The organism is Bradyrhizobium niftali (genome assembly GCF_004571025.1).
Lineage (GTDB): Bacteria > Pseudomonadota > Alphaproteobacteria > Rhizobiales > Xanthobacteraceae > Bradyrhizobium > Bradyrhizobium niftali.
On sequence record NZ_SPQT01000001.1, the window covers coordinates 77,099 to 102,354 of the forward strand.

The following is a 25,256-nucleotide window of genomic DNA, read 5'->3' on the forward strand; positions in this document are numbered from 1 at the left end:
ATTGCAGGGCGATCAAAAGACGGCGGCTGCCGGACCAACCAAGGACGTTCTCGATGAGCAAGAAACAATACCGGATCGCGGTCATTCCAGGCGACGGCATCGGCAAGGAAGTGATGCCCGAGGGCCTGCGCGTTTTGGAGGCAGCGGCGAAGAAGCACGGCGTGTCCCTGCATTTCGACCATTTCGACTTCTCGTCCTGGGACTATTACGAGAAGCACGGCCAGATGATGCCGGATGACTGGAAGGAAAAAATCGGCAAGCACGACGCGATCTATTTCGGCGCCGTCGGCTGGCCGGCCAAGATCCCGGATCACGTCTCGCTGTGGGGCTCGCTGATCAAATTCCGCCGCGAGTTTGACCAGTACGTGAACCTGCGCCCGGTGCGGCTGATGCCCGGCGTGCCCTCGCCGCTGGCGAACCGCAAGCCCGGCGACATCGATTTCTGGGTGGTGCGCGAGAACACCGAAGGCGAATATTCCTCCGTCGGCGGCCGCATGTTCCCGGACACCGACCGTGAATTCGTCACCCAGCAGACGGTGATGACCCGCACCGGCGTCGACCGCATCCTCAAATTCGCCTTCGAGCTCGCGCAGTCGCGGCCGAAGAAGCACCTGACCTCGGCGACCAAGTCGAACGGCATCTCCATCACCATGCCCTATTGGGACGAGCGCGTGGAGGCGATGGCCAAGAAATTCCCGGGGGTGAAGTGGGACAAGTACCACATCGACATCCTCACGGCGAACTTCGTGCTGCATCCGGACTGGTTCGACGTTGTCGTCGGCTCCAATCTGTTCGGTGACATCCTCTCCGACCTCGGCCCGGCCTGCACCGGCACCATCGGTATCGCGCCATCAGGCAACATCAATCCCGAGGGCGATTTCCCATCGGTGTTCGAGCCGGTGCACGGCTCGGCGCCTGACATTGCGGGGCAGGGCATCGCCAACCCGATCGGCGCAATCTGGTCGGGTGCGATGATGTTCGAGCATCTCGGCGAGAAGGAAGCCGGGCGCTCGATCGTCGATGCGATCGAGCGCACGCTCGCCGAACGCACGCTGCGCACCAGGGATCTCGGCGGCAACGCCGACACCACGGCCTGCGGCAAGGCGGTCGCGGAGATGGTGGATTAAGGCGAGGCGAACTGCGTAGGGTGGGTTAGCCAAAGGCGTAACCCACCGCTGTTCATATCCGCAGAGACAGAAGAGGTGGGTTACGCCGAGCAGATGCGCTTGGCGCATCCGCTCGGCTAACCCATCCTACACATACGATTTTCGCGCTGGATCGAAGATCGGCGGATAGTCGTTCTCATCGAGCAGATCGAGAAACGGATCGAGCCCCCTGGACTTGATCAGCGCGAGCTCCTGATGCGAGATCAGGTTCACGGTCAATATCTCCACCGGATCGCCCGCGATCTCCAGCGCCGCGGCGACCTCCTTATCGGGGCCGATGACCGGCGTCAGAAACAGAAACGTCTGGAAGTCCGTTCCTGCAACCGGCGGCCACGGCAGCGCGACGCGATGGCCGAAGCCGAACCAGGTTGTGTCGATGAACGGCAGATTGGCCAGCCAGCGCAGATTGGCGCAAACCTCCTCTGTCGGCTCGCGGACGTACCACATCAGCTCGGCACGCGGCTTGGCGTCGCCATGTGATCCCGGCATCCGCTGCTCGCTCATGCCGTTGGTCAGAAGCACGTAGCCTTCGTCAGATCCCTCTTGGCACACCGGCACGAAATCGCGGCCAAAGGCGTGGATGTCGATGCGGCGCTCCGCGCTGTCGGTGAAGCTGTGCTCGGGCTCGCCAAGTTCGCTTTCATAGATGGCGAGTCGATGCCGGTAGAGGTCGGCCGAGGGCGACGGCGCGCTGGAGCCGGATACGAGCTTTGCGAGACGGGAGAGCATGTGAACCTCTGAGGCGGTGTGAGCCGGGATATCCGCGTTGTCGCCAGACAAGGCGGGCCGGTTCAAATCCGCGGCACGAGCTCCGCATTAGTCCATATCGCCCTGCGCAATTGTGCAGGAGGCCTGGATGATGCCGAGCGATCTGCCTCGTTCGGACTAGCCGACGATCTTCTCGATCGCGGCCTGATCCAGCCCGAACTTCTGCCCGGCCGCGAGAATCTCCTGCCAGGTGGTCGGATCGACCGGAATGCCTTCGGCGAGGCGCTTCTTCTTGGTCTCGCGCTCGGGATCGCCGGCGATCAGCACCTTGTCGACGCCGGGAGCGGGCGGCGAGCCGGTGTGCCAGGCGACGAAGCTTTCGACCTCGCTCGCAAGATTTTCGCCGGTGCCGAGCTTGTTCGGGTCGATGACGATCGAGAGCATGCCGTTGAGGACGTTGTACTTGCCGTCCGAGGGGCCCTTGACCACCTGCCCGCCGGAGAGCGCGCCGCCGAGGATTTCGCACACGAGCGCGAGCCCCGAACCCTTGTGCTCGCCGAACGGCAGGATAGCGCCGTATGGCGGGATCACGGTGTAGCGCGGATTGGTGGTGGGCTTGCCTTCATTGTCGATGATGGTGCCGGGCTCCAGTTCGACGCCCTTGTTGTGGGCGACGCGGGTCTTGCCCTGCGCGATCCTGCTGGTGGCGAAGTCGAGGACGATCGGCTCTTTGCCCCTGCGCGGGATGCCGACGCAGAACGGATTGGTGCCGTGGCGCGCATCGCTGCCGCCCCAGGGGGCCACGATCGGGCGCGAGATCACATTGACGAAGTGGATCGAGACCAGCCCGTGGTCGATGCACTGCTCGGCCCAGTGGCCGATGCGGCCGATGTGGTGCGAGTTGGCGAGACCGACGAGACACACGCCGTTGCGCTTTGCGCGCTCTGCCGCCAGCTCCATCGCTTCATGGCCGATCACCTGGCCGTAGCCGGTGAGGCCGTCGAGGGTGAGAAGCGGACCAGTGTCGAGCACGATCTTGACGTGCTGGTTCACGGCAAGGCCGCCGTTGGTGACGCTCTGGACATAGCGCGGGATCATGCCGACGCCGTGCGAGTCATGTCCCCTAAGATTGGCCTCGACGAGGTTGGTGGAGACGAGCTCGGCTTCTCGGTCCGTGGAGCCGCCGGCCTTGACGATGGCGCGGACGGCGTTGGTGAGCGGCTCTGCCTTGATGGTGCGATAGTCGGCCATTGTTGTTGCTCTTATCCTTTCACGATCCGGCGGCAGTGGACCCATGCCGCTTCAATCAGGTTTTCGCTCGCCTCCGGCGTGCGGAACGCCGAATGCGCCGACAGCGTCACGTTCGGCAGTCTTGTCAGCGGATGGTCGCCGGGCAGGGGCTCGATGTTGAAGACGTCGAGGCCGGCATGGCGGATGTGGCCCGACTTCAGCGCGTCGATCATGGCGGCCTCGTCGACGACCGCGGCGCGCGCGGTGTTGATGAGGATGACGCCGGGCTTCATCGCAAAGATCTTCTCCCGCGTGATCATGCCGCGCGTCTCGTCGTTGAGCAGCAGGTGCAGCGACACCACGTCGCTGGTCGCCAGCACGGTGTCGAGATCGGTGAACGTGACGCCCGGATAGCTCTTCGGCGAGCGGTTCCAGGCGATCACCTTCATGCCGCTGCCCGTGGCAATGCGCGCAACCTCCGCTGCGATGCCGCCGAAGCCGATGAGGCCGAGCGTCTTGCCGGTGAGCTGCATGCCGTCTTCGCGCAGCCAGTTGCCGACGCGCATCTCGCGATCCATCATCGCGATGACGCGGGCCGAGGCCCACATCAGCGCGATCGCGGATTCCGCGACCGCTGTGTCGCCGTAGCCCTTGATCAGGTGCACGGAGATGCCGAGCTCGGCGAGCTCTTCCGGATTCATGTAGCTGCGCGCGCCGGTGCCGAGGAACACGACGTGCTTCAGGTCCGCGCATTTCCTCGCGACCTCGGTCGGCAGCGCGGTGTGGTCGACGATCGCGATCTCGGCGCCGTCGAGGATTTCCGGGTATTGCTCGGGCTTGATGTCAGGGTCCCTGTTGATCCGCATCTTGGGATCGCCGGGCCGCTCCAGCCGCTCCATGATCACGGCGAGGGCTTCGTTGGCGTCGACGAAAACTCCGCGCATGGCTCTCTCCGGTCAGGACGCGACGCCGGCGATCGCCAGCACGGTGTGCATCAGCACATTGGTGCCCGCGGCGCAGTCGGGCTGCGTGGCGTCTTCCAGCTCGTTGTGGCTGATGCCGTCCTTGCAAGGCACGAACACCATCGCCGCCGGCATCACGGTGTTGAGATTGCAGGCGTCGTGACCGGCGCCGGAGGTGATGCGGCGAGAGGAATAGCCGAGCGTCTTGGCCGCGTTCTCGACCGCCGCGATCAGCTTGGGATCGAAATGCGTCGGCGGCTTGCGCCAGACCAGGTCGATCTTGACCTCGACCTTGCGGCGCGCGGCGATCTCGGCAATCGCGGCGCGCAGGTCGCGATCGAGCGCGTCCATGATCGCCCCATCGGCGCTGCGGCAATCCATGGTGAAGGCGATCTCGCCGGGTATGACGTTGCGCGAGGGGTTGGCGATCACGGCCTCGCCGATGGTGCCGACCGCGTTCGGCCCGTGCTTCTTGGCGATCGTCTCCATCGCCAGCACGATCTCGGAGAGCGTGGCCAGCGCATCGCGCCGCAGCGGCATCGGGGTCGATCCTGCATGGCTCTCGAAGCCGGAAATCTTGCCGTCATACCACAGCACGCCCTGGCCGGAATCGACGACGCCGATGGTCTTGCCCTCGGCCTCCAAAATCGGGCCCTGCTCGATGTGCAGCTCGACGAAGCAGCCGAGCTTCTGGAAGCCGACCGGCTTGTCGCCGCGATAGCCGATGCCGTCGAGCGCCTGGCCGACGGTGGTGCCGTCGATGTCCTTGCGCGACAGAATGTCGTCGGTGGTGAAGTCGCCGACATAGGCCGCGGAGGCCATCATCGCCGGCGCGAAACGCGAGCCTTCCTCGTTGGTCCAGTTGACCACGCAGATCGGCGCTTCGGTCTCGATGCCGGCGTCGTTCAGCGTGCGGATCACTTCCAGTGCGCCGAGCGTTCCCAGGATGCCGTCATATTTGCCACCGGTCGGCTGGGTGTCGAGATGCGAGCCGATTCCGACAGGCAGCTTCGACATGTCGCGTCCCTTGCGCAGGCCGAACTGTGAGCCGAGCGCATCGACATGAACCTCGAGGCCGGCGTCCTCGCAGGCCTTGCCGAACCAGTCGCGCACCTGCTTGTCTTCGCTGCTCAGCGTCAGCCGCCGCACGCCGCCCTTGGCCGTCCCGCCGAATTGCGCGGTCTCGTGGATGGAGCCCCAGAGGCGGGCGGAATCGATTTGCAAATTGGTGGCGGCTCGGCTCATGCGGTCAGTCCATTCGTAATCTGTCATTCCGGGGCGATGCGAAGCATCGAACCCGGAATCTCGAGATTCCGGGTCTGGTGCTTGCGCACCATCCCGGAATGACGGGAAAGGTTGTCCGGCATCCGTTTCAATGACGCGCCAGCGCGGGCGCGTCAACCGCGAGGCTGCTCTGCGCAATCTGACATGCAAGCTCGGCGACGCGCTCCACCGCCACGACGTCGGGCGAGGCGAGCCAGCTTGCCGTGAACGTCAGCGGCGTGATTTCGAGATCGGTGTCGAGCAGCTGCAGCCGCCCGTCGGCGAGTTCGTTCTCGACGATGGCGTCGGGGATCACGGCGATCCCGAGGCCTTCCACCGCCATGTGGATGACCGTCGCAAGCGACGCGGAGGCATGCAGGCGGATCGGCGGCAATTCGGGCCGGTCGAACACCTCGCGCACGACCTCGTAGGGCCTGGTCTTGCGCGGGAAGGTGATGATCGGAAAACGCGCGAGATCGGCGCGCGTCACCGGGCCCTTGCCGAGGCCGAGCGAGGGGCTTGCGAGAAAACCGATCGGGTAATCGGCGAGCACGCGGTTGTGCACGCCGGAGGCGGACAGCGGCCCCACCACGAAGGCAAGCTCGATCTCCTGCGCGAGCAGGCGCGCCGTAAGGTTCGGTGTGATGTCGACCTCGATCTCCAGCGACAGGTTCGGATAGAGCTCGTTCACGCTCTTCACGAGGCGCGGCAGCCAGGTGTGCACGATGGTCTCGGCCACGCCGAGCCGCATCACGCCACGCATCGCCGAGCGGTCGCCGACCTCGGCCATCATCTGAGCGCGCAGGCCGATCAGCTTCTCTGCATAGACCATCATTTGCCGCCCGCTCGGCGTCGGCGAGGCCACGCGATGATCGCGGTTGAGGAGCTTCACGCCCATCTCGCGCTCGAGTTGGGCGATGCGCTGGGAGATCGCTGGCTGGGTCGTGTTGAGCCTTTGTGCGGCGCCGCGAAAGCTGCCGAGCTTCACAACCCAGAGGAATGTCTCGATTGACCTGAAGTCCAGCATTGGAAGGATTTTCCCGATCGATAAAAGGAATTTATCGATATTGATTAGAAAGGAAGATTAGACTTTATAGCACGCTTGGTGTTGGCTTGTCTTTGTCGAGTTTATAGGCAGGTCGATCACATGACTGTTTTGGTGGCAGTGCAGCAAACTGAAACACCCGACACCCTCCCGAGCCGCAAGGCCCGGCTCGCCTATCGCGGCGGCGAGGTGGGCTCCACCGCCGGGGTCGCCCCCGGCTTCGTCCAGGGCAATCTTGCGATCCTGCCGGCTGAATATGCCGGCGCCTTTCACCGCTTCTGCCAGCTCAATCCGAAACCCTGCCCGATCATCGGCATGTCCGACGTCGGCAGTCCGCATATCCCCGCGCTCGGCGCCGACCTCGACATCCGCACCGACGTTCCCCGTTACCGCGTCTGGCGTGACGGCGAAGTCGTGGACGAGCCGACCGACGTCACCAGGTACTGGCGCGACGATCTCGTGACCTTCGTGCTCGGCTGCTCGTTCTCGTTCGAGGAGGCGCTGCTCGACGAGGGAATGCCGATCCGCCACATCGAGCAGAACGTGCGCGTGCCGATGTACCGCACCAACATCGCCTGCGGCGAGGCCGGTCCGTTCGCCGGCCCCATGGTGGTGTCGATGCGTCCGTTCAAGCCGGCCGATGCGATCCGCGCGGTGCAGGTCACCTCGCGCTATCCCGCGGTGCACGGCGCGCCCGTGCATCTCGGCCATCCGCATCTGATCGGCATCAAGGACATCGCCAAGCCCGACTATGGCGATCCCGTGCCGGTCGCCGATGACGAGATCCCGGTGTTCTGGGCCTGCGGCGTCACGCCGCAATCGGTGATCAATGCCGCGAAGGTGCCGTTCGCAATCACGCATTCGCCCGGCCTGATGCTGGTGACGGATCTCAAGAACAGGACCATGGCCGTGATTTAATGGGCAGCGTTTGCTGCTTCTTCAGGCTTTACGCTATCTGTCAATCGCTTCATTCGATACGCGCAAAATTCGAATAACAGGGGACTTTGCCTATGACGATCACTCGCCGCGACGTTCTGCTCGGAGCCGCTGCCACTGCCGCGTTGATGCCGCTGGCTGCGCGTGCGCAAACTTCAGAAGTGGTGATCGGCGCGACCTATCCCTTGTCGGGCGCCGGTGCCCAGGTGGGTGTCGATGCGCAGCGCGCGTTCGAGACCGCGGTCGATATCATCAACAATGATCAGGACTTCGACCTTCCGCTCGCGAAGGGCCTGGGCTTGCCCGGCCTTGGTGGCGCCAAGATCCGTCTCGTCTACGCCGACACCCAGGGCGACCCGCAAAAGGGGCGCGCCGAAGCCGAGCGCCTCATCACGCAGGAAAAGGTCTGTGCCATTCTCGGTTCCTATCAAAGCGCGGTCGCAGTCACGATCAGCCAGATCTGCGAACGTTACCAGACTCCGTTCCTGTCGGCAGACAACTCCTCGCCGAGTCTGCATCGCCGCGGCCTGAAGTATTATTTCCGCGCCTCACCGCATGACGAGATGTTCTCGGCCGGGATGTTCGATTTCCTCGATGCGATGAAGAAGAAGGGCGCCAAGGCCGAGACGCTGGCGCTGTTCCACGAAGATACGATCTTCGGCACCGACTCTGCCAATGCGCAGACCAAGCTCGCCACCGAACGCGGCTACAAGATCGTCGCCGACATCAAGTACCGCGCCAACTCGCCGTCGCTCTCGGCTGAAGTCCAGCAGCTCAAGGCCGCCAATGCCGACGTGCTGCTGCCCTCGAGCTACACCACCGACGGCATCCTGCTGGTCAAGACCATGGCCGAGCTCGGCTACAAGCCGAACGCCATCGTGGCGCAGGCCGCCGGCTTCTCCGAAAAGGCACTTTACGACGCCGTCGGCGACAAGCTCGAGGGTGCGATCACCCGCGGCAGCTTCTCGCTCGATCTCGCCGCCAAGCGGCCGATGGTCGGCAAGATCAACGATCTGTTCAAGGCGAAGTCGGGCAAGGACCTCAACGACAACACGTCGCGGCAGTTCATGGCCATGATCATCATGGCGGACGCCATCAACCGCGCCAAATCCACCGACGGCGAGAAGATCCGCGACGCACTGGCCGCGACCGAGATGTCGGGCGAGCAGACCATCATGCCCTGGAAGCGGGTCAAGTTCGACGAGATGGGCCAGAACAACGATGCCGATCCGGTGCTGCTGCAATATGTCGGCGGCAAGTTCGTCACCATCTTCCCGTCGCAGGCGGCGGTTGCCGACGCGATCTGGCCGATGAAGTAAGCGACCAGGTTGCGGGCGGGGGACGAAGCAACGTGACAGCCGAAACCATTATCCAGAGTCTTGCGAGCGGCCTCCTGATGGGGCTGCTCTACGGACTGATCGCCGTCGGCCTGGCGTTGATCTTTGGCCTGATGGACGTCGTCAACTTCGCCCATGGCGAATTCCTGATGCTGGCGATGTACGTGACGTTCTTCCTGTTCACGTTCTTCGCGATCGATCCGCTGCTGTCGGCGCCGCTGGCCGCCGCCGCCTTGTTCGTATTGGGGGCGGTGGTCTATCTCGTGATCGTGCGGTTTGCGATGCGCGCCAAGGCCAATGTCGGCATGGTGCAGATCTTCGCGACCTTCGGCCTCGCGATCGTGATGCGCGGCCTGGCTCAGCTGTTCTTCACGGCCGACTACCGCAGCGTCCCCAACTCATGGCTCGGCGGCAAGACGGTATCGGTCGCCGGGATCTTCCTGCCGCAGCCGCAGTTGTTCGGCGCGCTGGTCGCGATCGCCGCGTTCGGTGGGCTCTATTTGTTCATCAACCGCACCGATTTCGGCCGTGCGCTGGAGGCGACCCGCGAGGATCCCGGTGCGGTGGCCCTCGTCGGCATCGACAAGAACCGCGTGTTCGCGCTCGGCTGGGGCCTCGGAGCTGCCCTTGTGGGGCTCGCCGGCGCCATCATGGCGAGCTTCTTCTACATCTATCCCGACGTCGGTGCATCCTTTGCACTGATCGCCTATGTCACGGTGGCGCTCGGCGGCTTCGGCAGCGTGTTCGGCGCATTCGCCGGCGGCATCGTCGTCGGTCTCGTCGAGGCCACCACCGCGCTCGTGCTGCCGCCATCATTGAAGTCGGTCGGCATCTATGCCGTCTATCTCCTCGTGGTCTTTATCCGGCCACGCGGCCTGTTCGGATCGATGTGAGATGGACAAGAGCTTCACAGAGCGGCGTCGCCGCGAACTCCTCGTTGCAGCTTGCCTTACGGTCGCCGCCGCGCTCGTGCCGTTGTTCGTCAAGAATCCAAACGTCCAGAACATCATGATTTTGACGCTGATGTTCGGGGCGCTGTCGCAGAGCTGGAACATCCTGTCCGGCTATTGCGGGCAGATATCGCTCGGGCATGCCCTCTATTTCGGCTTGGGCGCCTATACCACCACGCTCTTGTTCACGAAGTTCGGCGTGCCGCCCTGGTTCGGTATGCTCGCCGGCGGCGCCATCTCCGCCTTGATCGCGCTGGCGCTCGGCTATCCCTGCTTCCGCCTTGGCGGCCACTACTTTGCGATCGCCACCATCGTGATCGCCGAGATCGGCCTGCTGCTGATCCAGAACTGGGAATGGGCAGGTGCGGCCCTCGGCATCGAGATGCCCGTGCGCGGCGACAGCTGGCTGAAATTCCAGTTCGCCCGCAGCAAGCTGCCGTACTTCTATTTCGCGCTGGCGCTCGCCTGCGTCGCCTGGTTCGTCACCTGGTGGCTGGAAGACTCGAAATGGGGCTATTGGTGGCGCGCGGTGAAGGACAATCCCGATGCAGCCCAGAGCCTCGGCGTGGTCGTGTTCGATTCCAAGATGGGGGCTGCGGCCGTCTCTGCCTTCCTGGTCGCGGTCGGCGGGAGCTTCTATGCCATGTATGTTTCCTATATCGATCCAGGCAGCGTCATGGGCTTCCAGTTCTCGCTGCTGATGGCGTTGCCGGCGGTGCTGGGTGGCATCGGCACGCTGTGGGGGCCGCTGCTCGGCGCGGCAATCCTGATTCCGCTCACCGAGCTGACGCGCTCCTATATCGGCGGCTCCGGCCGCGGCGTCGATCTCATCGTCTATGGCACGCTGATCGTCGTGATTGCGCTGGCGCGGCCGGAAGGTCTGATCGGGCTGTTCTCGCGCCGCAAGGGAGCTTCGCGATGACCGCGCTCCTTGAAACCCGCGGCGTCTGGCAACGTTTCGGCGGCCTTGTTGCCAACAGCGATGTCTCGATCTCGGTCGGCCGCGGCGAGATCGTCGGCCTGATTGGTCCCAACGGCGCCGGCAAGTCGACGCTGTTCAATCTTATTGCGGGCGTGCTGCCGCCGACGCAGGGCTCGATTATCTTCGACGGGCAGGATGTGACCAACCTGCCGGCGGCCGAGCGCTGTCAGCGCGGCGTCGCGCGCACCTTCCAGGTCGTCAAGAGCTTCGAGACCATGACTGTCATCGACAACGTCATCGTCGGTGCGCTCGTGCGCAACACCGGGATGCGCGAGGCGCGGCGCAAGGCGCATGAGGTGCTCGAGTTCACTGGCCTTGCCGCACGCGCGGACGTGCTCGCAAGCGATCTCGTGCCGGCCGAGAAGCGCCGCCTCGAGGTCGCGCGTGCGCTTGCGACCGAACCGAAGCTGCTGCTGCTCGACGAAGTCCTCACCGGCCTGACGCCGACCGAGGCGCAGACCGGTGTCGCGCTGGTGCGCAAGGTGCGCGATACCGGCATCACCGTACTGATGGTCGAGCACGTCATGGAGATCGTGATGCCGCTGGTCGACCGTGCCATCGTGCTCGACCTCGGCAAGGTGCTGGTCGAGGGCAAGCCTGCCGACGTCGTCCGCGATCCCAAGGTGATCAGCGCATATCTGGGAGATCGTCATGCTGTCGGTGCATGAAGTCACGACCGCCTATCAGGGCCTGGTCGCGATCTCCGCGGTCAGCATTGAAGTCGCCAAGGGCGAGATCGTCTGCGTGGCCGGCGCCAACGGCGCGGGCAAGTCGACGCTGCTCAAATCCATCGCCGGCGCCGAGCGCCCGCGCTCGGGCACCGTGACCTTCGACGGCAAGCGGCTCGACGGCATGGCGCAGCATCACATCACGGCCACCGGCATCGCCTATGTGCCTGAGAACCGCCGCCTGTTCCCGCGCCTGTCGGTGCGCGACAATCTTCGCCTCGGCAGCTATCTCTACCGCGGCGAGGCCGACCGCGAGGGGCCGCTCGATCTCGTCTTCACGCTGTTTCCGCGTTTGTCCGAACGCCTGGAGCAGCGGGCCGAGACACTCTCCGGCGGCGAGCAGCAGATGCTGGCCATCGGCCGCGCGCTGATGACGCGCCCGCGGCTGCTGATGCTGGACGAGCCGTCGCAAGGCATCATGCCGAAGCTGGTGGATGAAATCTTCCAGGCAGTGAAGCGTATCCGCGACGCCGGCATGACCGTGCTGATCGTCGAGCAGCGCATGGCCGAGTGCCTGGAGATCGCCGACCGTGCCTACATCCTGCAAACCGGCCGCGTGCTGATGCAGGGCGCAGCAGCCGAAATCAGGGGCAATCCGGACGTGCGCAAGGCGTATCTGGGGCTGTAGGCACATAAGTGTTGGGCACACACGTCCCACACCCTCGGTGTCATCGCCCGCGAAGGCGGGCGATCCAGTATTCCAGAGACGTTAGTGGATACGGAGGGGCCGCGGCGTACTGGATTCCCCGCCGGAGCCTGTCATCGGGCTCGCCGAAGGCGAGACCCGGTGGCGGGGAATGACAGTGGTGGGTAAGGCAGCACTGTCGCGCTCTTCACGAGGCGACGCTAATGCCCGTGCCCATGCTCCGGCAACGTCACCCCGAACACCTTCACCAGATCCTTCACCTGCTCCGGCGACAAATAGCGCGGGTTCATCCCGCGCAGCAGTAGGTATAGCTTCGCCGTCTCCTCCAGTTCCTCGGTCGCGAACACGGCGGCCTCCAGCGTATCGCCGGCAACCACCGGGCCGTGATTGGCGAGCAGCACGGATGAATATTTCCCCGCCAGCCCCTTGATCGCATCCGCCACCGCGGGATCGCCGGGGCGGTAATAGGGCACGAGCGCGGTCGCGCCGCATTTCATCAGATAATAGGCCGTCATCGGCGGCAGCGCGGCGCGCGGGTCGATCTCGGGCAGCATCGACAGTGCGACAGAATGCGTCGAGTGCAGGTGCACGATCGCGCGTGCACTGCCGCGGGTGTCGTAGAGCGCGGTGTGCAGCGGAACTTCCTTGGTCGGTGCATCGCCCGAGATCGGCCGGCCCTGGCTATCCAGCCGCGACAGCCGCGCAGGGTCGAGGAAGCCGAGCGAGGCATTGGTCGGCGTCACCAGCCAGCCGCCATCGTCAAGCTTGACGCTGATATTGCCGGACGAGCCCGGCGTCAGTCCACGCTCGAACAGGGACCGTCCGAAGCGACAGATATCCTCACGCAGCCTTGTCTCGTTGCTCATGGCCGTCATGCCTGCTTGTCTCACGCTTTGGCAGCGCGGCCAAGCCGTGTTATCGGTTCGCCGAGCCGCCGCAAGGGCCGGCCGTCCGGGAAACGTTTCGCAAGGGGCAGTTGCATGTCCGCCTCCACGTCACAAAATCAGCGTATCGCCGTCATCGGGCTCGGCTCGATGGGCTTTGGCATGGCGACCTCGCTGAAGCGCGCCGGTCACGCCGTCACCGGCTGCGATGTCTCGGCCGATGCCGTGGCGCGCTTCGTGAAGGACGGCGGCGCGGGCGCCAGGACGCCGGCCGAGGCCGCCAGGGACGCCGACATCGTCGTCAGCGTCGTCGTCAATGCAGCGCAGACCGAGACGATCCTGTTCGGCAAGGACGGCGTCGCCGAAACCATGCAGAAGGACAGCGTCTTCCTGTCGTCGGCCACGATGGATCCCGACGTCGCGCGGCGCCTGGCCAAGCAACTGGAGGCGACCGGCCGGCATTATCTGGATGCGCCGATCTCCGGCGGAGCGCAGCGTGCCGCGCAAGGCGAACTGACGATCCTCGCCTCGGGCAGCCCGGCTGCCTTCGCAAAGGCGCGGCCGGCGCTCGACGCCATGGCCGCAAAGCTCTACGAGCTTGGCGATGCCGCCGGCCAGGGCGCCGCCTTCAAGATGATCAACCAGTTGCTGGCCGGCGTGCACATCGCCGCCGCCAGCGAAGCGATGGCGTTTGCGGCCAAGCAGGGCCTCGACATCCGCAAGGTCTATGAGGTGATCACGGCCTCTGCCGGCAATTCCTGGATGTTCGAGAACCGCATGCCGCATGTGCTCGACGGCGACTATACGCCGCGCAGCGCGGTCGAGATCTTCGTCAAGGACCTCGGCATCATCCAGGACATGGCGCGCAGCGCCAGATTCCCGGTGCCGGTCTCCGCGGCCGCGCTCCAGATGTTCTTGATGACGGCTGCCGCCGGCATGGGCCGCGATGACGACGCCTCGGTCGCGCGCATGTATGCGCAGGTCACCGGCGTGAAGCTTCCCGGCGACAAGTAAGGACAAGAGGATTCCAATGCCCCGTTTTGCCGCCAATCTCTCGATGATGTTCAACGAGGTGCCATTCCTCGATCGCTTCGATGCCGCCGCGCAGGCCGGCTTCACCGCCGTCGAGTTTCTCTTTCCTTACGAGCATCCGGCCGAGGCGGTCGGCGAGCGGCTCAAACGCAACGGTCTGACCCAGGCCCTGTTCAATCTGCCGCCCGGCGACTGGAATGCGGGCGAGAAGGGGTTCGCCGCGCTCCCGGCGCGCTTCGCCGATCTCAAGGCGAGCCTCGAGACCGCGCTGCCTTACGCCAAGGCCACCGGTGTCAAGCGCCTGCACCTGATGGCCGGCCTTGCCAACCGCGGCGAGCGCGTCGCGATCGAGGCGTTCTACAAGTCGGTGGCGTGGGCGGCGGAGTTCTTTGCACCGCACGGCATCGACATCGTGCTCGAGCCGATCAATGCCCGCAACGTGCCCGGCTACTTCCTCAACGATTTCGGCTTCGCGCGCGACCTGATCCAGGAGTTGCGGCTTCCGAACCTGAAGCTCCAGTTCGACATCTATCACTGCCAGATCATCCATGGCGACGTCACCATGCGGCTGCGCGAGATGATGCCGATCATCGGCCACATCCAGATCGCCAGCATCCCCTCGCGCAACGAGCCAGACGGAGAGGAACTGAACTATCCCTTCCTGTTCGAAGAGCTCGACCGGCTCGGCTATACCGGCTTCGTCGGCTGCGAATACAATCCGCGCGGCAAGACCACCGACGGCCTTGCCTGGTTCAAGCCCTATGCGGGAGTGAAGCCGTGACTCTTGCACTGGGTTGCATCGCCGACGACTATACCGGCGCCTCCGATCTTGCCAACACGCTGACGCGTGCGGGCCTGCGCACCGTGCAGACCATCGGCATACCTGCCGATGATCTGGCGCTGCCCGAGGTCGACGCTGTCGTGGTGTCCTTGAAGAGCCGCTCGATCGAAGCAGGCCTTGCTGTATCGCGCTCGCGCGCGGCGGAGACATGGCTGCGCGGCCGCGGCGCGAGCCATGTGCTGTTCAAGATCTGCTCGACCTTCGATTCCACCGACGCCGGCAATATCGGCCCGGTGATGGACGCGTTGCGCGACGATTGCGGCGAGGGCATCGTTCTGGTGACGCCGGCCTTCCCGGAGACCGGCCGCACCGTCTACCAGGGCAACCTGTTCGTCGGCGCGGTGCCGCTGAACGAGAGCCCGCTCAAGGACCATCCGCTCAACCCGATGCACGATTCCAGCCTGGTGCGTGTGCTGGCGCGCCAGAGCAGGACACAAATCGGCCTCGTCGATCTCGCGACCGTCACGCGCGGCGCCGATGCCGTACGGGCACGGCTGGCCGAACTCGCGGGCAAGGGCATTGGCGCTGCGATCATCGACGCCGTCTTCGATCGCGATCTCGAAACCATCGGCCTCGTGGCCGCCGATCATCGACTTTCGGTCGGCGCCTCCGGCATCGGCCTCGGGCTCGCGCGTGCCCTGGTGTCGACCGGCAAGGTCAAATCAGCCGCGGCAGGCAGCGAATCCGGAGCTGCCGTTGGTGGACCGGCGGCGTGTCTTGCCGGCAGCTGCTCACAGGCCACGCTCAAGCAGATCGCCAGCGCTGAACAGGTCATGCCGGTGTTTCATCTCGATCCCGACCGTATTCTTACAGGAGCGGACGAAGCACAGCGTGCGCTGGACTGGGCAAGGCCGCGACTGGCCGAGGGTCCGGTGCTGATCGCATCGAGCTCGACACCGGATCAGGTCTCAGCGCTTCAGGCACGTCACGGCCGTGACGCGGCCGGACATGCCATCGAGCAGGCGATGGCCGACATCGCCGAAAACCTCGTGAAATCAGGCGTGCGGCGATTGGTCGTTGCCGGCGGCGAGACGTCCGGCGCCGTGGTCGATCGGTTGAAGATTCCCGGATTTCTCGTCGGGGTGGAGATCGCTGCGGGCGTTCCTGTGCTGCGCGCGGTCGGCGCCGGGGGCGAGATGCTGCTCGCGCTGAAGTCCGGCAATTTCGGTGGCCCGGAGTTTTTCTCGGATGCGCTTGGGCTCATGCGCTGAGAGCAGAGCGTTCTTAGCTGCCTGTTCATCTCTTTCAGGCTCCGTACTCGTACGGAGTCGTAGTTAACATCTGCTCAGTCGCTCTGTTGTCTGATGTCGGCGTCGCTCCCTTTGGTTGATCCTTTAGACCTCCCGGACGCGCGCCCGCGCCAGCATAAAGAGACCCGATTATGTTCGCCAAGATTTCCATCCGCGCCAAGATCATCAGTGTCGTGGCGTTCCTGCTGGTCGCGATGACCGGCATGGGCCTGCTCGCGGTCACGAAGATGCGGTCGATGAACGCGAACACCACCGACATCACCACGAGCTGGATGCCCAGCGTGCGGGTGCTGGGCGAGCTCCGGGCCAGCGTCATCACCTATCGCAGCGTGGTCCGCGAGCACATGCTGGCCGAGACCCTGGACGAAAAGCTCGCAATGGAAAAGACTGCGGTCACAACCAGCGAGACCATGGCCAAGGCTCGCCAGACCTACGAGACCATGATCACCTCGCCGGAGGAGCGGGCGCTCTACACCGAATGGTCCAAGCTGTGGGACGACTACAAGAAGAGCGCCGACGAGGTCTTTGCATTGTCGCGCAAGGAAGTCGGCAAGGTCCCGCACGAGTCGCATGAGCTGAACGTCAAGACCGCCAACAAGATCGGCATCCAGTCCGACGAAGTCCTGCGCAAGGACATCGATCTCAACACCAAGGGCGGCGACCAGGCCGCCCGGGACGCGGACAGCAGCTATTCCTTCGCGTTCATGCTGGTCTCGATCATCCTGGGCGCTGCGGTCCTGACAGGCATCGGCGTCGGCTTCTATCTCGTCCACGACGTCTCCAGCGGCATCGCCTCGATCGTCGAGCCGATGCAGGCGCTGGGCAAGGGCGACCTCTCCGCCGAAGTCCCGCATCGCGGCCAGAAGACCGAGATCGGTGCCATGGCCGACGTGCTCCAGGTCTTCAAGGAAGCGCTGATTGCCAAGAAGGCTGCCGACGAAGCCGCTTCGGCCGACGCCGAAGCCAAGATCGAGCGCGGCCGCCGCGTCGACGACATCACCCACGAATTCGAAACGATGATCGGCGAGATCGTCCAGACCGTGTCATCGGCCTCGACCCAGCTCGAAGCTTCCGCCTCGACGCTGACCTCGACCGCCGACCGCTCCCAGCGGCTCGCGACCACCGTTGCAGGAGCTTCGGAAGAAGCCTCGACCAACGTGCAGTCGGTGGCTTCGGCGACGGAGGAGATGGCCTCCTCGGTCGGCGAGATCAGCCGCCAGGTGCAGGAATCGGCGCGGATGGCCGGCGACGCCGTTGGCCAGGCCCGTGCCACAACCGAACGCGTCAGCGAGCTCTCCAAGGCGGCTTCCCGCATCGGCGACGTCGTCGAGCTGATCAACACCATCGCGGGCCAGACCAACCTGCTGGCGCTGAACGCCACCATCGAGGCGGCGCGCGCGGGCGAAGCCGGCCGCGGCTTCGCCGTGGTCGCCTCCGAGGTGAAGGCGCTCGCCGAGCAGACCGCGAAAGCGACCGGCGAAATCGGCCAGCAGATCTCCGGCATCCAGGCGGCGACCAACGATTCGGTCGGAGCGATCAAGGAGATCTCCTCGACCATCGAGCGTCTGTCGGAGATATCGTCGGCAATCGCGGCGGCCGTGGAAGAGCAGGGCGCGGCGACACAGGAGATCGCCCGCAACGTGCAGCAGGCGGCGCAGGGCACCCAGCAGGTCTCCTCCAACATCGCCGATGTTCAGCGCGGTGCGACCGAGACCGGCACCGCCTCCTCGCAGGTGCTGTCGGCCGCGCAGATGCTGTCGAACGACTCGAGCCGGCTCAAGACCGAGGTCAGCAAGTTCCTGACCAACGTCCGCGCTGCGTAAGCCTCCCCAATGTCGTCCCGGCCTTCGCCGGGACGGCGCCGTGCTGCTTTCATCTTCGCATAGCTGCGATGCTTATTCCGCAGCGCGGTAGCACGGAAGTGAAGAGCGCGCTGTCGCTTGGCATTGGCGCTGTCGGCGGTGCTCAGGTAAACGGGAAAGAGGATCCCCGTCGGGGCGGATTCCGTATCCCTGCTTGACCTGGAATTGCCTGGCGCATGATTGCTCTGGTCCGTATTGCCCTGAGCCGACCCTATACGTTTGTCGTGCTCGCGCTCCTGCTCCTGATCATCGGACCGCTGGCAGCGCTGCGGACGCCGACCGACATCTTCCCGGACATCCGCATTCCCGTGATCGGCGTGGTCTGGCAGTACACCGGCCTGCCGCCCGACCAGATGTCCGGCCGCATCACGACGCCGTTCCAGCGCGCGCTGACGACGACGGTCAACGACATCGAGCACATCACGGCCAATTCCTATAACGGCTTTGGCATCATCAAGATCTTCTTCCAGCCGAACGTCGACATCCGAACCGCCAATGCGCAGGTCACGGCGATCTCGCAGACGTTGCTCAAGCAGATGCCGCCGGGCGCGACGCCGCCCTTGATCCTGAACTACTCGGCCTCGACCGTGCCGATCATCCAGGTGGCGCTGTCGGGCGACGGGCTGACCGAGCAGAACCTCGCCGACATCGGTATCAACCAGCTCCGCACGCCGCTGGTCACGGTGCCGGGGGCCGCGATCCCGTATCCATTCGGCGGCAAGCAGCGCCAGGTCCAGATCGATCTCGACCCGACCGCGCTCCAGGCTCGCGGCCTGTCCGGCCAGGACGTCGCCAATGCGCTGGCCGCGCAGAACCTGATCACGCCGGTCGGCACCCAGAAGATCGGCACCTTCGAGTACAACATCCAGCTCAACAACTCGCCGCTGAAGATCGACGAGCTCGGCAATCTGCCGATCAAGACCGTCAACGGCGCGATGGTCTATGTGCGCGATGTCGCGACCGTCCGCGACGGCAATCCGCCGCAGACCAACATCGTCCATGTCGACGGCAACCGCTCGGTGCTGATGATGGTGCTGAAGGCGGGCGCGACCTCGACGCTCGATATCATCGCCGGCATCAAGCAGAAGGTGATCGAGGTCAAGGACCAGCTTCCGGACGCGTTGAAGATCGGCTTCATCGGCGACCAGTCGGTGTTCGTTCGCGGCGCGATTCAAGGCGTCGCCTTCGAGGGCGTGATCGCGGCGCTGCTCACCAGCGTCATGATCCTGCTGTTCCTTGGCAGCTGGCGCTCGACCATCATCATCGCGGTCTCGATCCCGCTGTCGGTGCTGGGCGCCATCATCATGCTGTCGGCGATCGGGGAGACGCTGAACATCATGACGCTCGGCGGTCTCGCGCTCGCCGTCGGCATCCTCGTCGACGACGCCACCGTGACCATCGAGAACATCAACTACCATCTGGAGCAGGGCAAGCCGGTCGAGCAGTCGATCCTCGACGGCGCCAACCAGATCGTCACGCCGGCCTTCGTCTCGCTGCTCTGCATCTGTATCGTGTTCGTGCCGATGTTCTTCCTCACCGGTGTCGCGCGCTTTCTGTTCGTGCCGATGGCCGAAGCCGTGATGTTCGCCATGATCTGGTCGTTCATCCTGTCGCGCACGCTGGTGCCGACCATGGCGAATTACCTCTTGCAGGCCCATGTCCATCACGAGGGCGAACCGCCGAAGTCGCGCAATCCGCTCGTCTGGTTCCAGCGCGGCTTCGAGGCGCGGTTCGAGCGCATCCGCGGCTTCTATCGCGGCCTGCTCGGCATGGCGCTGGCGCATCGCGCGGTGTTCGTGATCGGCTTCCTCTGCGTCGTCGGTGCGTCCTTTGCGCTGGTGCCGTTCCTCGGGCGCAACTTCTTCCCCGCGGTCGATGCCGGCAACATCCTGATGCACGTCCGAACCCAGGTCGGCACCCGCGTCGAGGAGACCGCGAACCAGCTCGCCGATGTCCAGAAGGCGATCCGCAAGCTGATCCCGGGCGAGATCGAGACCCTGACCGACAACATCGGCATGCCGATCTCCGGTATCAACATGACCTACAACAACACCGGCGTCATCGGTCCGCAGGACGGCGACATCCAGATCAAGCTGAAGGAAGGCCACAAGCCGACCGAGGAGCATGTGCGCGTGTTGCGCGAGCAGCTGCCGCGGCTGTTTCCCGGCGTCAGCTTCGCGTTCCTGCCGGCCGATATCGTCAGCCAGATCCTGAACTTCGGCGCGCCCGCGCCGATCGACCTTCAGATCCGGGGCGCCAATGTCAGCGCCAACTTCGCTTACGCCAACAATCTGCTGGCCAAGGTCCGCAAGATTCCCGGCGTTGCCGATGCGCGCATTCAGCAATCGCCGAACAACCCGACCTTCAATATCGATGTCGACCGCACCCGTGCGCAATATGTCGGCCTGACCGAGCGCGACGTCACCAACAGTCTCGTGGTGAACCTCGCCGGTTCCTCACAGGTGGCGCCGACCTATTACCTCAATCCGGATAACGGCGTGTCCTACTCGATTGTGATGCAGACGCCGCAATACCAGATCGACTCGCTCAGCGCGCTGCAGACGCTGCCGATCACCGCCGCCAGCAATTCGCAATCGCCGATCCTCGGCGGCATCGCCGACATCAAGCGCTCGACGTCGAGCGCGGTGGTGTCGCAATACGACATCCAGTCGATGGTGCAGATCTTCGCCACGACCTCGGGCCGCGATCTCGGCGCGGTCGCCGCCGACATCCGCCAGGTGATCGCCGATACCGCGAAGGAGGTGCCGAAGGGATCTTCCGTCGTGCTGCTCGGGCAGGTGCAGACCATGAACAGCGCCTTCACCGGCCTGCTGTTCGGCCTGCTGGGTGCGGTCGTGCTGATCTACTTCCTAATCGTCGTGAACTTCCAGTCCTGGTCCGATCCGTTCGTGATCATCACGGCGCTGCCGGCCGCGCTCGCCGGCATCGTCTGGATGCTGTTCATGACGGAGACGACACTGTCGGTCCCGGCGCTCACCGGCGCGATCATGTGCATGGGCGTTGCCACCGCCAACAGCGTGCTCGTGATCTCCTTTGCGCGCGAGCGCTACGAGGAACTTGGCGATCCCGTTGCGGCCGCGCTCGAGGCCGGCTTCGTCCGGTTCCGTCCCGTCCTGATGACTGCGCTTGCCATGATCATCGGCATGGCGCCGATGGCCCTGGGGCTCGGCGAGGGCGGCGAGCAGAATGCGCCGCTCGGCCGCGCCGTCATCGGCGGCCTGATCTTTGCAACCTTTGCCACGCTGATGTTTGTTCCCGTGGTGTTCAGTATGGTACACAAGAAACAAGGCGCCAAAGCCGCCGCCCCTTTGGAGACTCCGCATGTCGCCCACTGAATCCCGCTCGCCGGTGTCGCACCGGAAACTGGGCATCTTCGGCGTGGTGGCGCTGATTGCGGCAGGCCTCGTCGTCGGCACCGGCATCCGTGCGCGCGAGGAGCAGGGCTCCAGGCTGAAGGAGTGGACCGACGATCAGGCCGTTCCCAGCGTCGCGGTGGCCCAGCCCAACGCCAAGGTGCTCAACGCCACCCTCGATCTGCCGGGCCGATTGGAAGCTTACTACCGTGCCCCGATCTTCGCGCGCGTGTCGGGTTACCTGAAGAGCTGGAGCGCCGATATCGGCGCCCGCGTCAAGGCCGGGCAGGTGATTGCCGAGATCGAGGCGCCCGACCTCGACCAGCAGCTGTTGCAGGCCCGCGCCGACCTCGCCAGCCAGCAGGCCAGCGCCAGGCTGTCCGAGGCAACGCTGAACCGCCGCAAGACGCTGGTCGCCTCCAACTTCGTCTCCGCGCAGGAAATCGACGAGCGCACCGCCGATCTTTCCAACAAGAACGCCGCGGTGCATTCGGGGCAGGCCAATGTCGAGCGGCTGGAAGCGCTGGCCGGCTACAAGAAGATCACCGTGCCGTTCGACGGCGTCGTCACCGCGCGCGATACCGACGTCGGTGCACTGATCAATGCCGGCGGCGGCTCGGGCCCGGCGATGTTCGTGGTCTCGGACATCACCAAGCTGCGCGTCTATGTCAACGTACCCCAGAATTACGTGCCGGCGATCAAGATCGGCGCCAAGGCCACCATCGCGCTGCCGGAGTATCCGAACCGGACCTTCCAGGCGACGGTGGAAGCGTCTTCGCAGGCCGTCGACGTCGCCTCGGGTACCACGCGCATGCAGCTTGGCCTGGACAATTCCTCAGGCGAGCTGATGCCCGGCGGCTATGCCAGCGTGAAGCTGAGCCTGCAGCGCGACTCCGCGCCGCTCAGCATTCCCGCCAGCGCGCTGATCTTCAACGGCAGCGGCCTGCGTGTCGCGACCGTCGGTGCGGACGACAAGGTGCTGTTCAAGTCCGTGACCATCGCCCGCGATCTCGGCCGCGAGATCGAGCTCGCCTCAGGCATCGCAGCCGATGACCGCGTCATCACCGCCCCGCCGGACGGCCTGTCCGACGGCGATCAGGTCCGCGTCGTCGGCGCCGGCGCCAAGGGCAAGCCGGCCACCGCGTCGGAAAAGCAGGCGCCGAAGGGCTAGGTATTTCTTCACCTCGCCCCGCTTGCCGGGAGAGGGAGATTAGCCGACCCGCCACTCCGGAACGCCATCGTCGGCCATCGCGATCTCGCCAAGCGAGCCGACCGGCGTCCTGTCCATATCGAGCAGATGCGCCAGCGTTGCCGTATCACCCGCCGGTATCCGCGCCAGCGTGCGGCGGCCATCTTCCGTGCGCAGCATGATGACACCGTGCTCGACATCGCCGCCGCGGCCATAGAGCACCGTAAAGCTCTCGACCTTGCCCTTGCCTGAGGCCTCCGCGACGAAGTCCGGCACCGCGCGCTTGTTGCGGTCGGCCTCTCCTTGCACGCTCGTCTCCTGCGCCAGCGCCTCGCGCGGAGGCGCCTTCGAAACCACCAGCGCATGATGCTTGGTGACGAAGCCGCCCTGGCCGTAGAGCAGGCCGAGCCCGGCGCCATCGCGCAGGCGCCGCACCATCGCGCAGGCCGCATGCGTCATGTAGGTGTTGAGTGGCGCGCCGAAGAAGGTGAGGCCGCCGGTCACGGTCGGCTGCACGTCGGCGGAAAGGCCCAGTGTCCGCCGCGCCATCTTGGGCACGCAGGGGAAGCAGCTATAGAGCTCGATCGCGTCGAACTTTTTGCCGTCGCCGCCTGCGAGGTCCATCGCGGCTTTCAGCACCGCATTCTGCGGATGGCTCTCGTAGAACTGATCGCGCAGGAGATAGTCGCGCGGCTCTTCCGCCGAGGCGCCGCCGAGCGGATAGACCAGTCTGTCCTCGGCGATGCCGGCCGCGCGCGCTTTGGCAAGGCTGGTGAGCAGCAGTGCGCCGCCCATGTTGACGCTGGGGTTGGCCACCATGAGCTTGTTGTAGGGCCAGGCGATGAGACGGTTGTCCGCGGTCGGCGTCGTGATCTCGTCCGGCGTATAGCGTCGCTTCAGCCAGGCATGTGGATTTTGCGCGGCGGCTTCCGAATAGCGCGACCACAGCGTCCCCGACTCCGCCATCGCCTCGCGCGGCGTCTGGCCCCAATGCGCGGAGGAGGCCGCCTCGTAGAACGGATAGACCGTGACGGGCCGGAACACGCCGAGCTTCACCGCCAGCGGTTTCTGGAACGCCGCGCCGCGTTTCGGCTCCTCGACATCGTGCGCGAACGGCGTCCATGGCAGCTTTGCGCCTGCGCGCTCGGCCTTCGTCGCCGTCGACTGCGCTTCGGCGCCGCAGACCGCGGCGACGCTGCATTCCCCGCGCGCGATGCGCTTTGCCGCCTCGTGGATGTAGCGGATCGGGCTCTCGCCGCCGACCGGGCCGTAATAGCAATGCGAAGGCGCGATGCCGAGCCGCTGCGCCAGCAGCTTCTCCGGATCGCGGTAGCGCCAGCTCAGGAAGTTGACGATGTCGAGCGATTGCACTTCGCCCAGCAGCTTTGCCCCGGCATCCTGCTCGGCACGCCGTAGCGCCTGTTCGAGCAGCTCCAGCGGCTCGAGGCCAGCGGTGATCTCCTTGGGACGGTCGACGATCTCGCCGATGCCGACGATGACGGCGATGCGGTCTTCGGGACTGTTGGTATTGTCGGTCATGGCCTCAATTCACGATATCAGTTGCTTCGTCATTGCGAGCGAAGCGAAGCAATCCAGAATCTTTCCGCGGCGGCAGTCTGGATTGCTTCGCTACGCTCGCAATGACGGTGTGGATGCTACTCCGCCACCAGCGTATTCATGTGCTCGACGGCCTCGGCAAACTCTTCCTTGAACTCCTGCACCACGGCGCCCGCCGATTTCACGCTGTCAATCAGGCCGACGCCTTGACCGACAAAGTAGCTGACGAGATCGCGCGCCTTGGCGTTGCCGGCCGCCGCCGCGCGGTCGATCGCGTTGAAGGCATCGCGGCTGACGATGCTTTGCAGCGGCATCGGCAGCGCACCGGGGCTTTCCGGCGCGCGGTCCCAGGCATCGGTCCACACCGAGCGAAGCTGCCGCGCCGGCTTGCCGGTGCGTCCCTTCGAGCGCACCGCGTCACGCGACGACGCGGCGATCATCTTTTCGCGGAAGATTTCCGTGGTCTCGGCCTCGACGGTTGCGAGCCACACCGAGCCGGTCCAGGCGCCGGCTGCGCCCATCGCCATGCAGGCCGCCATCTGCCGTCCCGTCATGATGCCGCCGGCCGCCAGCACCGGCACGTCGCGGATCGGCTTGATCGCCTTGATCACCTCCGGCACCAGAACCATGGTCGACACCTCGCCGCAATGGCCGCCGGCCTCGGTGCCCTGGACCACGAGGATGTCGACGCCGGCCGCGACCTGGCGCAGCGCGTGCTCCTTGGCGCCGACGAGAGCTGCGACCGGCACGCCGTGCTTCTTGCCCATCTCGATCATCGCTTTCGGCGGCACGCCGAGCGCATTGGCGATCAGCCGGATCGGATGATTGAACGAGACCTCGAGCAGCTGAAGCGCCGTCTTCCCGTCGAACGGCTGCGGCTGGTTGTCGGCCACTTCGGTGGTCGTCAGCTCGATGTCGTACTTCTTCAGGAGGTCGCGCGTGTAGTTGCGATGCTCTTGCGGCACGCGCGCCTCCAGGCTCTTCCAGGTGACGTCCTTCTCCCCCGCCGTCGAGATGTTCTCGGGGATCAGCACGTCGATGCCGTAGGGCTTGCCGTCGACGTGGTCGTCGATCCATTTCAGCTCGCGTTCGAGCGTATCAGGCGTATGCACGGTGGCGCCCAACACGCCGAAGCCGCCGGCGCGGCTGACGGCGGCGACGACGTCGCGGCAATGGCTGAAGGCGAGCAGCGGGAACTCGATGCCCAGCATGTCGCAGATCGGCGATTTCATGGCTCTCTCCCGGCGGCGGCCGTCGCGTTGCTGTTGTCGCTTTGCGTTCTTGTTGTCATTGGCGAAGGCCGTCCGACGCTAA

Annotated in this window: 21 protein-coding genes; 13 read left to right on the forward strand and 8 right to left on the reverse strand. The window is 65.0% G+C overall.

Annotated features, from left to right (window positions below):
• Positions 1–53: 53 nt before the first annotated feature.
• Positions 54–1,127 (forward strand): tartrate dehydrogenase, encoded by a 1,074-nt coding sequence (locus E4K65_RS00360; protein WP_135172406.1) that lies wholly within the window; start codon positions 54–56, stop codon positions 1,125–1,127.
• Between the two features lie 126 nt (positions 1,128–1,253).
• On the opposite strand, the gene E4K65_RS00365 is transcribed toward E4K65_RS00360, so the two are convergent.
• The 5 genes from E4K65_RS00365 to E4K65_RS00385 form a co-directional block, all read right to left on the reverse strand.
• A complete protein-coding gene (locus E4K65_RS00365) occupies positions 1,254–1,895 on the reverse strand; it encodes a suppressor of fused domain protein (protein WP_135172407.1) in 642 nt (213 codons plus the stop codon).
• 156 nt (positions 1,896–2,051) lie between these two features.
• On the reverse strand, positions 2,052–3,125 hold the full coding sequence (locus tag E4K65_RS00370; RefSeq protein ID WP_135172408.1) for a malate/lactate/ureidoglycolate dehydrogenase: 1,074 nt from the start codon (positions 3,123–3,125) through the stop codon (positions 2,052–2,054).
• Between the two features lie 11 nt (positions 3,126–3,136).
• Positions 3,137–4,048, reverse strand: coding sequence for an NAD(P)-dependent oxidoreductase (locus E4K65_RS00375; RefSeq protein WP_135172409.1), 912 nt, complete (start codon positions 4,046–4,048; stop codon positions 3,137–3,139).
• A 12-nt stretch (positions 4,049–4,060) separates the two neighbouring features.
• Positions 4,061–5,311 carry a Zn-dependent hydrolase gene (locus E4K65_RS00380; protein ID WP_135172410.1) on the reverse strand — a complete coding sequence of 417 codons (1,251 nt, stop codon included), beginning with the start codon at positions 5,309–5,311 and terminating at the stop codon, positions 4,061–4,063.
• Positions 5,312–5,438: 127 nt separating this feature from the next.
• Complete coding sequence (locus E4K65_RS00385; protein WP_135172411.1) at positions 5,439–6,356, reverse strand: LysR family transcriptional regulator; 918 nt, start codon at positions 6,354–6,356, stop codon at positions 5,439–5,441.
• Between the two features lie 120 nt (positions 6,357–6,476).
• On the opposite strand from E4K65_RS00385, the gene E4K65_RS00390 reads away from it, so the two are divergent.
• The 6 genes from E4K65_RS00390 (at position 6,477) to E4K65_RS00415 (ending at position 11,935) form a co-directional block, all read left to right on the forward strand.
• Positions 6,477–7,292, forward strand: a complete 816-nt coding sequence (locus E4K65_RS00390; RefSeq protein ID WP_135172412.1) for a putative hydro-lyase — start codon at positions 6,477–6,479, stop codon at positions 7,290–7,292.
• A gap of 92 nt (positions 7,293–7,384) precedes the next feature.
• Positions 7,385–8,629, forward strand: coding sequence for an ABC transporter substrate-binding protein (locus tag E4K65_RS00395; RefSeq protein WP_135172413.1), 1,245 nt, complete (start codon positions 7,385–7,387; stop codon positions 8,627–8,629).
• 32 nt (positions 8,630–8,661) lie between these two features.
• Positions 8,662–9,540 carry a branched-chain amino acid ABC transporter permease gene (locus tag E4K65_RS00400; RefSeq protein WP_027544022.1) on the forward strand — a complete coding sequence of 293 codons (879 nt, stop codon included), beginning with the start codon at positions 8,662–8,664 and terminating at the stop codon, positions 9,538–9,540.
• Position 9,541: 1 nt separating this feature from the next.
• Entirely contained in the window at positions 9,542–10,519 is a 978-nt protein-coding gene (locus tag E4K65_RS00405) for a branched-chain amino acid ABC transporter permease (protein ID WP_135172414.1), read from the forward strand.
• The gene (locus E4K65_RS00410) at positions 10,516–11,247 is read left to right on the forward strand and encodes an ABC transporter ATP-binding protein (RefSeq protein ID WP_135172415.1); all 732 of its coding nucleotides are present in this window, start codon (positions 10,516–10,518) and stop codon (positions 11,245–11,247) included. The genes E4K65_RS00405 and E4K65_RS00410 overlap by 4 nt, the downstream gene beginning before the upstream one ends.
• Entirely contained in the window at positions 11,231–11,935 is a 705-nt protein-coding gene (locus E4K65_RS00415; protein ID WP_135172416.1) for an ABC transporter ATP-binding protein, read from the forward strand. Before E4K65_RS00410 ends, E4K65_RS00415 begins: the two co-directional genes overlap by 17 nt.
• Positions 11,936–12,153: 218 nt before the next feature.
• Here the strand turns inward: E4K65_RS00415 and otnC are convergent, their stop codons facing one another.
• On the reverse strand, positions 12,154–12,828 hold the full coding sequence (otnC, locus tag E4K65_RS00420; protein ID WP_049823327.1) for a 3-oxo-tetronate 4-phosphate decarboxylase: 675 nt from the start codon (positions 12,826–12,828) through the stop codon (positions 12,154–12,156).
• A gap of 105 nt (positions 12,829–12,933) precedes the next feature.
• Between otnC and ltnD the strand changes: the two genes are divergently transcribed.
• The 6 genes from ltnD (at position 12,934) to E4K65_RS00450 (ending at position 22,367) form a co-directional block, all read left to right on the forward strand.
• The gene (gene ltnD, locus E4K65_RS00425) at positions 12,934–13,851 is read left to right on the forward strand and encodes an L-threonate dehydrogenase (RefSeq protein WP_135172418.1); all 918 of its coding nucleotides are present in this window, start codon (positions 12,934–12,936) and stop codon (positions 13,849–13,851) included.
• Positions 13,852–13,867: 16 nt separating this feature from the next.
• A complete protein-coding gene (gene otnI / locus E4K65_RS00430; protein ID WP_135172419.1) occupies positions 13,868–14,650 on the forward strand; it encodes a 2-oxo-tetronate isomerase in 783 nt (260 codons plus the stop codon).
• Positions 14,647–15,921 carry a 3-oxo-tetronate kinase gene (otnK, locus tag E4K65_RS00435; protein WP_135172420.1) on the forward strand — a complete coding sequence of 425 codons (1,275 nt, stop codon included), beginning with the start codon at positions 14,647–14,649 and terminating at the stop codon, positions 15,919–15,921. The genes otnI and otnK overlap by 4 nt, the downstream gene beginning before the upstream one ends.
• Before the next feature lie 170 nt (positions 15,922–16,091).
• On the forward strand, positions 16,092–17,783 hold the full coding sequence (locus E4K65_RS00440; RefSeq protein ID WP_135172421.1) for a methyl-accepting chemotaxis protein: 1,692 nt from the start codon (positions 16,092–16,094) through the stop codon (positions 17,781–17,783).
• A gap of 215 nt (positions 17,784–17,998) precedes the next feature.
• On the forward strand, positions 17,999–21,178 hold the full coding sequence (locus E4K65_RS00445) for an efflux RND transporter permease subunit (protein WP_135172422.1): 3,180 nt from the start codon (positions 17,999–18,001) through the stop codon (positions 21,176–21,178).
• Positions 21,165–22,367, forward strand: coding sequence for an efflux RND transporter periplasmic adaptor subunit (locus E4K65_RS00450; RefSeq protein ID WP_135172423.1), 1,203 nt, complete (start codon positions 21,165–21,167; stop codon positions 22,365–22,367). The genes E4K65_RS00445 and E4K65_RS00450 overlap by 14 nt, the downstream gene beginning before the upstream one ends.
• A gap of 39 nt (positions 22,368–22,406) precedes the next feature.
• Here the strand turns inward: E4K65_RS00450 and E4K65_RS00455 are convergent, their stop codons facing one another.
• Positions 22,407–23,924 carry an acetyl-CoA acetyltransferase gene (locus tag E4K65_RS00455; RefSeq protein ID WP_135172424.1) on the reverse strand — a complete coding sequence of 506 codons (1,518 nt, stop codon included), beginning with the start codon at positions 23,922–23,924 and terminating at the stop codon, positions 22,407–22,409.
• Positions 23,925–24,040: 116 nt separating this feature from the next.
• Positions 24,041–25,174: a nitronate monooxygenase gene (locus tag E4K65_RS00460; protein ID WP_135172425.1), complete on the reverse strand. Its 1,134-nt coding sequence runs from the start codon at positions 25,172–25,174 to the stop codon at positions 24,041–24,043.
• Between the last annotated feature and the right edge of the window lie 82 nt (positions 25,175–25,256).

Bases quoted from the DNA above. Each gene is read 5' to 3' on its own strand.
- E4K65_RS00360 (WP_135172406.1), top strand. From the start codon at position 54: ATGAGCAAGAAACAATACCGGATCGCGGTCATTCCAGGCGACGGCATC.
- E4K65_RS00365 (WP_135172407.1), bottom strand. From the start codon at position 1,895: ATGCTCTCCCGTCTCGCAAAGCTCGTATCCGGCTCCAGCGCGCCGTCG.
- E4K65_RS00370 (WP_135172408.1), bottom strand. From the start codon at position 3,125: ATGGCCGACTATCGCACCATCAAGGCAGAGCCGCTCACCAACGCCGTC.
- E4K65_RS00375 (WP_135172409.1), bottom strand. From the start codon at position 4,048: ATGCGCGGAGTTTTCGTCGACGCCAACGAAGCCCTCGCCGTGATCATG.
- E4K65_RS00380 (WP_135172410.1), bottom strand. From the start codon at position 5,311: ATGAGCCGAGCCGCCACCAATTTGCAAATCGATTCCGCCCGCCTCTGG.
- E4K65_RS00385 (WP_135172411.1), bottom strand. From the start codon at position 6,356: ATGCTGGACTTCAGGTCAATCGAGACATTCCTCTGGGTTGTGAAGCTC.
- E4K65_RS00390 (WP_135172412.1), top strand. From the start codon at position 6,477: ATGACTGTTTTGGTGGCAGTGCAGCAAACTGAAACACCCGACACCCTC.
- E4K65_RS00395 (WP_135172413.1), top strand. From the start codon at position 7,385: ATGACGATCACTCGCCGCGACGTTCTGCTCGGAGCCGCTGCCACTGCC.
- E4K65_RS00405 (WP_135172414.1), top strand. From the start codon at position 9,542: ATGGACAAGAGCTTCACAGAGCGGCGTCGCCGCGAACTCCTCGTTGCA.
- E4K65_RS00410 (WP_135172415.1), top strand. From the start codon at position 10,516: ATGACCGCGCTCCTTGAAACCCGCGGCGTCTGGCAACGTTTCGGCGGC.
- E4K65_RS00415 (WP_135172416.1), top strand. From the start codon at position 11,231: ATGCTGTCGGTGCATGAAGTCACGACCGCCTATCAGGGCCTGGTCGCG.
- otnC (WP_049823327.1), bottom strand. From the start codon at position 12,828: ATGACGGCCATGAGCAACGAGACAAGGCTGCGTGAGGATATCTGTCGC.
- ltnD (WP_135172418.1), top strand. From the start codon at position 12,934: ATGTCCGCCTCCACGTCACAAAATCAGCGTATCGCCGTCATCGGGCTC.
- otnI (WP_135172419.1), top strand. From the start codon at position 13,868: ATGCCCCGTTTTGCCGCCAATCTCTCGATGATGTTCAACGAGGTGCCA.
- E4K65_RS00440 (WP_135172421.1), top strand. From the start codon at position 16,092: ATGTTCGCCAAGATTTCCATCCGCGCCAAGATCATCAGTGTCGTGGCG.
- E4K65_RS00445 (WP_135172422.1), top strand. From the start codon at position 17,999: ATGATTGCTCTGGTCCGTATTGCCCTGAGCCGACCCTATACGTTTGTC.
- E4K65_RS00450 (WP_135172423.1), top strand. From the start codon at position 21,165: ATGTCGCCCACTGAATCCCGCTCGCCGGTGTCGCACCGGAAACTGGGC.
- E4K65_RS00455 (WP_135172424.1), bottom strand. From the start codon at position 23,924: ATGACCGACAATACCAACAGTCCCGAAGACCGCATCGCCGTCATCGTC.
- E4K65_RS00460 (WP_135172425.1), bottom strand. From the start codon at position 25,174: ATGAAATCGCCGATCTGCGACATGCTGGGCATCGAGTTCCCGCTGCTC.